12 protein-coding genes are annotated in these 10,638 nt (G+C 40.8%); 5 read left to right on the top strand and 7 right to left on the bottom strand.

Annotated features, from left to right (window positions below):
* Positions 1 to 98: 98 nt before the first annotated feature.
* The 4 genes from HWQ41_RS04340 (at position 99) to HWQ41_RS04325 (ending at position 2,656) form a co-directional block, all read left to right on the top strand.
* Positions 99 to 590 carry a Dps family protein gene (locus HWQ41_RS04340; RefSeq protein WP_292760220.1) on the top strand — a complete coding sequence of 164 codons (492 nt, stop codon included), beginning with the start codon at positions 99 to 101 and terminating at the stop codon, positions 588 to 590.
* 168 nt (positions 591 to 758) lie between these two features.
* Positions 759 to 1,433, top strand: coding sequence for a nucleotide exchange factor GrpE (grpE, locus tag HWQ41_RS04335; protein ID WP_292760219.1), 675 nt, complete (start codon positions 759 to 761; stop codon positions 1,431 to 1,433).
* Positions 1,434 to 1,536: 103 nt separating this feature from the next.
* Positions 1,537 to 1,677: a hypothetical protein gene (locus HWQ41_RS04330; RefSeq protein ID WP_292760218.1), complete on the top strand. Its 141-nt coding sequence runs from the start codon at positions 1,537 to 1,539 to the stop codon at positions 1,675 to 1,677.
* Between the two features lie 652 nt (positions 1,678 to 2,329).
* A complete protein-coding gene (locus tag HWQ41_RS04325; protein ID WP_292760217.1) occupies positions 2,330 to 2,656 on the top strand; it encodes an STAS domain-containing protein in 327 nt (108 codons plus the stop codon).
* Here HWQ41_RS04325 and HWQ41_RS04320 read toward each other — a convergent pair whose 3' ends face one another.
* From HWQ41_RS04320 to HWQ41_RS04290, 7 genes are all read right to left on the bottom strand, one after another.
* Positions 2,657 to 3,793: a SpoIIE family protein phosphatase gene (locus tag HWQ41_RS04320; protein WP_292760216.1), complete on the bottom strand. Its 1,137-nt coding sequence runs from the start codon at positions 3,791 to 3,793 to the stop codon at positions 2,657 to 2,659.
* 154 nt (positions 3,794 to 3,947) lie between these two features.
* Positions 3,948 to 4,715 (bottom strand): DUF1350 family protein, encoded by a 768-nt coding sequence (locus HWQ41_RS04315; protein ID WP_292760215.1) that lies wholly within the window; start codon positions 4,713 to 4,715, stop codon positions 3,948 to 3,950.
* A 324-nt stretch (positions 4,716 to 5,039) separates the two neighbouring features.
* Complete coding sequence (locus HWQ41_RS04310; protein WP_292760214.1) at positions 5,040 to 5,759, bottom strand: hypothetical protein; 720 nt, start codon at positions 5,757 to 5,759, stop codon at positions 5,040 to 5,042.
* 337 nt (positions 5,760 to 6,096) lie between these two features.
* Complete coding sequence (locus HWQ41_RS04305) at positions 6,097 to 8,013, bottom strand: M48 family metallopeptidase (protein ID WP_292760213.1); 1,917 nt, start codon at positions 8,011 to 8,013, stop codon at positions 6,097 to 6,099.
* A 6-nt stretch (positions 8,014 to 8,019) separates the two neighbouring features.
* Positions 8,020 to 8,607 carry a LemA family protein gene (locus HWQ41_RS04300; protein WP_229461425.1) on the bottom strand — a complete coding sequence of 196 codons (588 nt, stop codon included), beginning with the start codon at positions 8,605 to 8,607 and terminating at the stop codon, positions 8,020 to 8,022.
* Positions 8,608 to 8,954: 347 nt separating this feature from the next.
* Positions 8,955 to 9,206, bottom strand: a complete 252-nt coding sequence (locus HWQ41_RS04295; RefSeq protein WP_292760212.1) for a hypothetical protein — start codon at positions 9,204 to 9,206, stop codon at positions 8,955 to 8,957.
* A gap of 94 nt (positions 9,207 to 9,300) precedes the next feature.
* The gene (locus HWQ41_RS04290; RefSeq protein ID WP_292760211.1) at positions 9,301 to 9,444 is read right to left on the bottom strand and encodes a hypothetical protein; all 144 of its coding nucleotides are present in this window, start codon (positions 9,442 to 9,444) and stop codon (positions 9,301 to 9,303) included.
* 341 nt (positions 9,445 to 9,785) lie between these two features.
* Here HWQ41_RS04290 and HWQ41_RS04285 point away from each other — a divergent pair, with 341 nt between their 5' ends.
* Positions 9,786 to 10,187 carry a fasciclin domain-containing protein gene (locus tag HWQ41_RS04285; protein WP_292760210.1) on the top strand — a complete coding sequence of 134 codons (402 nt, stop codon included), beginning with the start codon at positions 9,786 to 9,788 and terminating at the stop codon, positions 10,185 to 10,187.
* Positions 10,188 to 10,638: the final 451 nt, after the last annotated feature.

Here is a 10,638-nt window from a genome sequence, read left to right as displayed (position 1 = left end):
GGGCATGGGGCATGGGGACTAAAGACTTAATTTTCTTGCCAATGCCCAATCCTCAATCCCCAATACCCAATTACATATAACCTAATTAGGAGAAAATTATGTCATCGAAAGTAACAGTCAAAAATATAAATATCGGCATTGACGAGGCGAGTAGGGCTAAAATTGCCGAGGGTTTATCTCGCCTGTTGGCTGACACTTATACACTTTATCTGAAAACTCATAACTTCCATTGGAATGTGACGGGGCCGATGTTTCAAACGTTGCATTTGATGTTTGAAACCCAGTATACAGAATTAGCCTTAGCAGTTGATTTAATCGCCGAGAGAATTAGAGCGCTTGGCTATCCCGCACCGGGAACCTACAGCGAATACGCCAAACTAAGTTCGATTGCAGAAACTCCCGGAGTTCCGAAAGCTGTGGAGATGATCCGCTTATTAGTGGAAGGGCAAGAAGCCGTAGTCAGAACTGCACGGTCTATTTTTCCCGTGGTAGAGGAAGTTAACGACGAACCTACCGCCGATTTATTGACTCAGCGGATGCAAGTACACGAAAAGACAGCTTGGATGCTGAGAAGTTTACTGGAAGAATAGAAATAGGGACTGGGGCATTGGGCATTGGGCATAGGGAATAGGGGATAGAGAAAAAACTTAATCGCCAATGCCCAATACTTCTCTACGAGAGGCTGCGCCAACGGCAACGCTCAGTACAAGTGCCCAATACCCAATACCGAATGCCCAATATCCAATGCCTAATATCCAATGCCCAATGTTCAATGCCCAATGCCCAATACCCACCTGTTGCAAGATTTAATGCAACAGGTGGGTATTTCTAGTTTTAAAGCGCTGAGTCGCACTGCTGGCGTCTCAGAGCGTCAACTTTTGCGATTACGACAAGGAAAGCTAGAGCAGATGCGCGTAGATGTGCTGCTGAAGTTGTCGCCAGTGCTACAGATGCCATTGAATGAATTAATCGCAACTTTTTCAACCGTAGAGTTGTTACAAGAGAAAGCAGCGCCTACTCAGGAATTATTAGAAGAAATTGCAGATTTAAGAAAAGAGTACGATCGCTCGCAGCTGCAACTAGAACAGCAGCGAGAGATATTACTACAAGAATTCCAGCAGTCGAGTTTGCAACTGCTGGAGTCTTTATTATTGCAATGGCCAACAGCAGCACAGAAAGCGCAAGAAAATCCCCAGCTAGCAGCAGTCAAAATAGTACCGTTGGTGCAGAAACCCCTAGAAAAACTTTTACAGGCGTGGGGAGTGGAAGCGATCGCACCCGTGGGAGCAGAATTACCTTATAACCCCCAACTGCACCAATTGATGGAGGGAACTGCACAACCTGGAGAAATAGTCAAGATACGCTACACTGGCTACCTTCAAGGTGAGAAGCTGCTTTACAGAGCCAAAGTGAGTCCTCTTAGAGAGAGTTAGGACGCAAATTTTCGCCTTCCTCTCAGCTATAGCAGGGAACAGGAAATAGGGAACTCTTAATAGGGTTAAAAGTCTCTTGGTGTCAGTGTTTTCTCATTAGCTGATGTCAACCGCTACCTGGCAACTGCTATATATCCCAACGTTTGATGTTTCATCCTGCCTACCACTGAGGATGCTAAAAGGTCTAAGCGATCGCGCAAGTCGTTTAGCTGGCACAACTATTTCTCTGCTGAAAAATCAGTGAGCCTGTTGAGCAATAACAAACATTGGGAATACTAAAACAGTAGAGGCAATAACCTCAGAAAACCTCATGTTTGAGTCTAGCAGTGCTAAAACTAAACCTTTTAGCTAGAGTTTCTCAATTCCTCCATGACTTATTTCAAGTATGTAAGTAAAACCCTTATGGTTAAGGAATTATGGTAATTGTGCTTTTTATAAGTTTAAGGAGCGATCGCCACTCTTAATCTACTTGATACGACTGCTTTTCACCCTTCACTGATGACAATCATCATGATACTTATTTGCACTCAGTGACTTCTTAGCAGTAAGACTATAATTATAAGTCAATAATTAGTTTTTATAAAAATAAACATTTGATAATTTACACTGCCCTATTCAAAAAGACTTAGAAAGCATTGAAGCTTAATAATTGCTTATTTTTTATCTGGCAAGCATTTTTTAAATGATCTATAGATATCTTGCAAAAGTCAAAAAATCAGGAATGTCATTCTGTTCGCGCAGCGTTCCCGCAGGGTACGGAACGTAGTGGAGAGAAGAATCTCACAGATATTTCGCTCCGCTCAACACGACAATCTAAGCATTTATGCAAGAGGTCTTATGATTGGGATATACTAACGAAAACAGAGCATCATTTACACAAATCAGAGTGAGGTATTATGAGAGAACAAGTAAAAGTTATTAAGCTCAGTGGGAATTTAAACGCCACAACTTCACAAGAATTTCGACAAAATATTACCGATATTTTAGGAATTGGTGCGAAAATTGTATTAGTTGATTTTCAAGATGTAACGTTTATGGATAGTTCAGGTTTGGGAGCTTTAGTATTAGCTTTCAAAACCTTGCGGGCAGCGGATAGTAAGCTTGTTCTCTGCTCAATTAATGAGCAAGTCAGGATATTATTTGAACTGACTAATATGGATAAAGTCTTTGAAATATTCCCCAGCCAAGACGCATTTAATCAGGTTTTAGTCTCAAAAACTTAATTAATCAAAGTTAATTTGCAAAATAGATAAATCATCATCAAAAGCATCTTTGGAGTTCAAAGCGATTAAATAACTCAGTACGGGATCAAGTTGGCAATCAACAGGATGTTGTAAGCTAACTAGTAGCTGAATAAAAGCATCCAAACTCCAAAGTGTGCCATCTGATTTAGTGATTTCATAAGCGCCGTCACTAAAAATGTAAAGGGTACTGAATTTTTCAATATTGCAAAATCCATCAACATATTTTGCCTCTGGAAACATCCCAACTGGCATACCGGGGGTTTTCAAGAGTTTAACTTCAGACTTTCTTGGAGATGTGCCGGTTACTAGAACTGCTGGGGGATGACCTGCACTAGCATAAATTAACTGGCGATTGATTCGGTTGTAAACTCCGTACCAAATCGTAAAGTATTTGTCATTTTGATAATTCATCTGAAAGGTATCATTCAAAGCCTTCAATACATCACTAGGTTGATAGTAATCCAGACTTTTGAGCGCACGGGAACGCAGCAGATTCAGCACTGAAACAGAGGGAAGAGTCGCTTTGAGGCCATGTCCGGCAGTATCCATTAAGTAAATTGCCAGATAATCAGCATCGAGCCAGTAGTAATCGAAACAGTCACCGCCGAGTTGCCGCGAGGGAATGAATCGGAAATTTATATTGAAAGGTTCAGTCATGGAAAGAGGCAGCAGCGATCGCACATATTCTGCTGCTTCTGACATTTCTGATTCTAAAAGCAACTTTTGAGCCTGCAAATCTCTACTCAATTGATGCAGGCGTAATCCCGCTCTTACCCGTGCTTGTAATTCGTTGTGCTCGATAGGTTTGGAGATAAAATCATCAGCACCAGCATCTAAACCTTTGACGCAATCGGCAACAGAATCTAAGGATGTTAATAAAATAAAGAATGTGGTGGAAAATTTGGGGTCTTTCTTAATGCGGTGGCAGACTTCCAGTCCAGTCAACCCCGGCATGATCCAATCACAAATAATTAGTGCTGGACGGTAAGCCAGTGCCTTTTCTATCCCTTCCTCGCCGCTACTGGCAGTAACTACCTCATAACCCTGTTTTTCCAACATCCTTTTCAGGAGTATTTTTATTGAATAGTCGTCATCAATTACTAGTATTTGAAACATAGAAATTTGTAGGAAACACTCATTAATAGTTTGCTGTAAAAATAGAAAATAAAAATAGGATCTTGGCTAATAAGTTAGTAGTATTAATCCCAAAATACTACTAACTCATTTATATTTTTCCGTCGAACTCATGACTTTTTAACGTCATAAAATATTATGGGGGTGCAAGAGGATTCACCCACAAAAGGATGCTATTTTTTAGCTGGTTCAAGTCACGGTATGCTTCTTGCTTGAACCATTGCCCTAAAGCGTCAAAGGGAGTGAAAGATGTTCCAGTTTGCCATTTAATATCTTGACCTAGAGGTGTTGTATGAGTTCCTGGTAACGTTTGTGCTGTCACCATCTCATCAAAACGTTCTTGTAAGATTTTGGTTAAAGCTGCCGATTGATCAATGGTGTCATTGCTAAATTTTATTAATAAATTGCGCCGGATATTGTAACGCTCTTGAACAAGCTTGTTAGTTTCCGACGGTGAGGGGGTAAACTCGATTTTCAAAGTAGAATTGAACTGTTCTACTAGGGGGATAGCTTCTTTAGCGGCGTAGTTGTTGAAGGATATTAAAATATTGCCTGCGCGTTCAACTTTAAAGAGGCTACCAATCAGCAAGTGAAGTTTACAGCCCATGCTGTGTCCAACGCCGTAGATGGGGAAGTAAAGCTTGCGTAATGCCCCAGAGTCATGTAAGCGTTCGAGGGTGCGGTCAAAGTTTAGCAACACAGATTTTGCGATCGCAGTATGATCCAATGTATTGACGAAAGGCGTAGCAATTACAACATAACCTTTACTTGCCAGTTGTTCGAGTAACCAGCGATAAGTGATGTGCGGTGCAGTGGCGACAAATGCACCTCCTAAAAAATGGATGATACCTATGGGATTTCGGGGAATGATTACCCAGTTACCTCTGACTTCTTTCCAGTCCATGCGGATAAGCGATCACTTTACGAATATTCTTTATGTTAGACCGGGGATTGCAACCGTGGGAAGGATTATGGAAAAAGCCATTGAGGATGTCTGGCGAGTCCCTTACATTGCCTTAACCTGCAACAGCGTCTATGGACTTATCGGGAGCATTTAGGCTTTCTCCAACTCTTACTGAGTGCTGAGTGAAAGGGAACAGGGAACAGGGAACAAGGGAACAGGGAACAAGGAAACAGGGAAAATTAAGCCAGACACAAGGGGATTGGGTTTCAACCTTTGTGAATTCAGGAGTGCTTTCTAAATCCCCCTTACGAATTACGAATTACTTTAACGCTGAGTCTGTAATTTTTTCATTTCGTGTTGCACATCTAAGGCAATTTGTAATGCTTCATTGAGTAACCTTCCATGCTCAGTAGCCTGTTCAGTTACTTGCATGGCTGTTAAAGTTGCTAAGTTGTTAACAAATAGTTCTGTATTACCAAGGATAAAGCTCTTATTCTCTCTCAAAATCTTTTCTGTCTTCAAAGCGCGAACTAAATCATTTTTGGTGAGTTTAAGCGCTTCGATAACACCCTCTCTTTCCTTTATAACTACTTCTGGATTACCAGCTTCTTCTATTTGGTCATTGATATCTATTACTCTAATAACAGTATTGTATCTATTAACCTCATTTAACAGAATTTGCAGCGATTTTGTCATATTAGTTTTGACAATTTTATTTCTAGTTTTCCATATTAAATATAAGATAGTTTGCGTCAGACCACCAACCCAAAGACCTAAGATAATTAACAATATCCAAGATGGAATTGTTATCCACGTCACAAAAAATTTAATAATTATATCAAATAAAATATACACAAAAACAAATGTAGAAAATCCAATAAAGACTACAGTTGCCCCTTCAGAGCTTTTCAGCTTTTGTATATATATCTTTGCTAATGTTTTCAGAGGATTTGTAATGATTAAAAGTTCCTCATTAACAGGCAAATTAGTCAGCTTTTGCAGTTCATATTGACTAATTTTCAAGCCCTGTAAATCATCCCGCACAGCTTTTCAACCCTTGCCAGAATAGTTATTTAATCTAATATAGCAATCAAATTTCTGGAATGCTGGCATTTTGTCTAAACTTTTTTAAGTAAATTAATTACTTCTAGGCAATGTAAAGAATTTTTGTACAATATGATACTGTTTTGCCAAGATAACTATTTATAGTATAAGAGTAACGAGAACGAAAATAAATCAATTTCCTGTAAATGCAATGAAAATGCAATAGGTTATTGTTCTGGTAAACAGCCATTTGCAACGACAAGAAAGAATAATGGAAAAGTCCGTCTTTGCGGACTTTATTTGTTTAGTTATCAATAATCGCGTCTCACTGGTTACATTAACTTCGCTTTGGAGAAGATTGTTTCTGTTTTGAAACGCTACGCTGAGGATTTAAAAATGGCGGGATGGGACAATCTAGCGTCATAGCGATCGCTCTTAGTAAATCTGCTTCTGATGGAGTAACTTTGTTATCTAATAGTACCGTGTGGGCGCAAGCATCAACAATAGCCTGCTTGAGTTTGGGAGTGGCAAGGCGAAGGCGCTCAATACTCTTTTTGAGTTCAGTGAAATTACAGGTAACTGGTGTTTCTGGTTTTTCTTGCTCTCCAGCTTTGGGAAGTCGAAAAACTCCAGAACGAAATGCGTAGGTAATTGCATCGGGTTGAGAGTGTCCGACATGTGCAAGTGCCGACAGTACTAATAAACTATCTGGCCAAATCTGTTCTATAGCGGTAAATTCTACCGTTGTAGCAGATGTGGGATTTATACTAGGTTGGAGACGATGCCACAGTATTAACTGCAACACAAAATGCCACTGTGATAAACTTCCGGTGGCTATAACTAAACCGTGGACGCATTTGCATAGACTTTGGCATTCTTTGGCAGAATTTTGGCGTAATACGGATACTGCCAAATCCACAAGTGGCAAGCGAATGCTGGGATCTAACTGGCTAATTTCGCTACTCAATTCCAGGGTTTTCTCTACCAAATCAGCAGGCTGCACCTCGCGTAACCAAGCAATTTGACGTTCTTGGATTTGGAGATTTTCTGTATCTAACGCTAGCGCAAAAGCGATCGCCATTGCACTTTGCTGCTCCCGCACACCCAAGCGCAGGGATTCTGGTAACTGCGACAACAGCGCTTGAGCATGGGCAAAATGCTCTGGTGTGACGCTTCCAACTTGGTTTACAACCTGTTCTGGGGTGGCGTTGTCACCACCAGCAAAGCCCATTGTTAAGGATTCCTGGGAAGAAGTAGAAGTACGTATCTGATTGCGAGATGGCATTGCTGCTAAATTGCGAGCATTTAAATCCCCAACCCGGCGGATACGTTCTGCTAGGGGCGGGTGGGTAGAAAACATATTTTCCCAGAAAGAAGGGTTGAGGGCATTGCCAAAAAACATGTGGCTGGCGGCTTCTGCTGCGGGCGAAATCAAGCGTGAATCCATCTTTTGGAGTTTTTGGAAGACTCCGGTAAGTCCATTGGGGTTACGAGTGAACTGTACAGCCGAAGCATCGGCGAGAAATTCGCGTTGGCGAGAAACGGCGGCTTTAATCATACGCCCGCAGAGTAATCCGATACCGCCAATTGCCATCAGTGCTAAACCAAACGCCCACAGGGGGAAACCCTTCTCTTCGCGGGAACTACCACGAATCCGCCACAGCAATTCCCCGGTTAAATAAATGAACAAAATTCCGTGCAGTAGTCCCACCAAACGCAAATTCAGCCGCATATCTCCATTGAGAATATGACTGAATTCGTGGCCGATGACTCCTTGTAGCTCATCTCGGCTCAGGTGTTGCAAAGTTCCACGGGTAACTCCAATTACAGCATCATTGGGCGTAAATCCGGCAGCAAAAGCATTAATGCTGGTTTCTCTTTCAAGGAGATAAACTTCTGGCACCGAAATACCAGAAGCGATCGCCATTTCCTCGACAATATTTAATAGTTGTCGCCCTTGTTCATCTGCCGTATCTGGTAGCAGGAGTCTTCCTCCCAACTCTTGGGCAATTACGCTTCCGCCCTCCCGGAGATAAGCAATTTTATATAAGCTTCCCACTGCGATCGCAATTATTGTAATCCCAGTCACGTAGAGAAATAACCCTGGATGCCACCAAATCCGGGGAGCCATGCGGAACAGAAATAAAGTGGCAATATAAATCGCCATAATCATGACTGCGATCGACAAGGAAAATAACCCGATTAATTGTTGCGTATTTTGGCGTGCCCGATCCTGATGTTCAAAGAAATTCATAGATACCTAAAAAGACACGCGTGGAGCATTTCTCATTTCTGGAGTAGCTTCGGCGAGCAATTCTGCAACAGTAAAGTTAAAAGTATTTGCTACAAGGTTGCTGGGGAAAGATTCGCTCTTGGTGTTGTAAAGTGTTACCGCATCATTAAAAGCTTGACGTGCAAAAGCAATCCGGTTTTCGGTGGAAGATAATTCTTCCATCACCTGAGTCATGGCGCGATCGGCTTTCAATTCTGGATAAGATTCTGAAAGTACCATCAGGCGACTTAACGCACCCGTCAGCGCCCCTTCAGCATTGCCTAACTGTTGCATCGCTTGGGGATCGCCGGGATTTTGCGCGGCGCGACTGCTAGCATTAATTGCAGAATTCCGGGCGGCAATAACTGCTTCTAAGGTTTCTCGCTCATGTTTCATGTACCCTTTGGCAGTTTCCACCAAGTTGGGAATTAAGTCATAGCGACGCTGTAATTGAACATCGATTTGAGAGTAAGCATTTTTGTAACGGTTGCGATACTTGACTAAATCGTTGTAGCCATTAATGATAATTACAGCAACAATGGCGACTAAAGCAACAGAAAATATTAAAAGCCCCATATTTTTAGATTATTTCCATCAAGTACTTACTTATTTGCAGATTTACCAATTGCGGTAATCCTTATATCCAGCAAAATTTGTGTGGATATAAAGATCAGTCTACTTGTAGCAAGTTGGCTTCGTCGTCTGTAAAATTAGTTACGCAATTGCACTGAAGTAGATAAGTTGTAAGATTTTTTAAATAACCGCAGAGAACGCAGAGAGAAATAATTAATTTAACGTGAGTTGGATGAACCTCTCCTTGCCTTGAACTAAAGTTCAAGTCTGTCCCTCTCCGAGTCGGAGAGGGATAGGTTTTGCGTAGCAAAACCAGGGAGAGGTCTTTTTATTCGACTAACTGTGATAAGTTACCTATGAATCTGAGTAAATAGGGAATAACCACTGACAGCAAAAATAAAAAGGATAGCGGCAGGAAAAATTACTACATCTCTGACAATAAATAAAATCCAATCTTTTCTTAGTTCTTGTTTAAACTTGAGTTCTCGCAGTTTTCGCTCAAGTTCTACGTCTTCTTGTGACTGCAAGTCTACAGGTGACAGAATTAGTGGATTGTCACCTTTGTTGGCAATTACTTTTGATAAATCTGTTATATCTGTCATGTTGTTTAGATGCCAATAATTTCAGTTTCAATATTTTGGTTATCATCTGCAATCCAGATATGCTTGCCTTTTTGTTTGGCTTATACAGCTACTTCTAGGAGTGTGTAGGCGTAGCTTTTAACAGTACCTTAGCATTATCTCCATTAATATATTGCGCCAGATTATTTAGTGTCTCATAAAGTTTTGGCGATAAATCTAAATTTATTTGAATACGTTGATTTTTTACTTGTGCAGTCATTTCTATTTTATCTAATATTTTTTAAGGTGAAATCCAGTTTTCCAACTGTAAATTAGAAATGCGGCTGTAGTGACGAGTATTGTTTGTTACTCAGCACCCCACACTCCCCGCTGCCTTTGGGTGAACAGCACTACTACACACCCGACAACTTTCTACATCACCGCCAGCATTCGGTCATGCACTTTGTAGTCGCAGTATTACTCAGTAGCTTGCTGTGATTGGGCTGTTATTTGGACGGGGGGCATTCTTCAATTGAATCTAGCTTAGGTTCATAGCTTAAAAATACACTTATGTGTTAAATCTTTTAACATCAAGTTTTCACACAATTGAGGTGACATCAGATGCCGGATATTATAGATACTGCAATTAATGCAGGTTCTTTCAACACCTTGGTAACAGCTATTACTACTGCTGGTCTTGATACTGCACTTAAGGGAGATGGGCCATTTACTGTCTTTGCACCAACAGACGAAGCCTTTTCCAAGCTCCCATCAGGAGCCGTAGAAGAACTACTACAGGATGTGATTAAGTTAAGAAAGGTTTTAGAGTACCATGTGGTTTCTGGCAAGATTAATGCGGCTGATTTAGTTCAGTTGCAAAAGCTAACAACGACCGAGGGAAAAGATATCAAAGTTAATGCTGAGAATAATGTTAAGGTGAATGATGCTTACATTGTGACTTCGGATGTGGAAGCTGACAATGGTGTTATCCATGTCATTGATAGTGTGTTATTCCCTGAATAACTCTGTTCAGATACTTGCTTTGATTGAAATTTGTAATTCAGATCGAATGAGCATTTAATTTTTTGCCTTTGTTGGCAATCAAAATGACCCAAACCAGACATGCTTATTTAGATTGAGTAGTTAATGTTGTATATCTGTTGTTGATAATTGGATTTAAATAGTTAAATATTTCCAGTGAATCGCCAGTAGATATATAACATATCTATATCGCTGCTCTCCAAATCCCCCCCTTTTTTTCTGACGGCGACCGAATCCTTTAAACATGCCTGTACTCAGTAAACGCTATTTTAAAATTCCCAAAAATGCAACAGCGATCGCATTGAGCTTTTTTTAAGGGAAATGTGCCTTAGCGATCGCTTACGATAGATATCGCTTTGAGAACTACCATCAGCGATCGCTTAACATCTAAAATACTGCGCGATATATGAGTTGTTCAGTAGGGTTTTCAGGA

It is taken from the genome of Nostoc sp. NOS(2021) (assembly GCF_017115025.1).
Classification (GTDB): domain Bacteria; phylum Cyanobacteriota; class Cyanobacteriia; order Cyanobacteriales; family Nostocaceae; genus Nostoc.
Note: the sequence above shows the minus strand (reverse complement) of the source record. Positions and strands in the feature narration are given on the sequence as shown.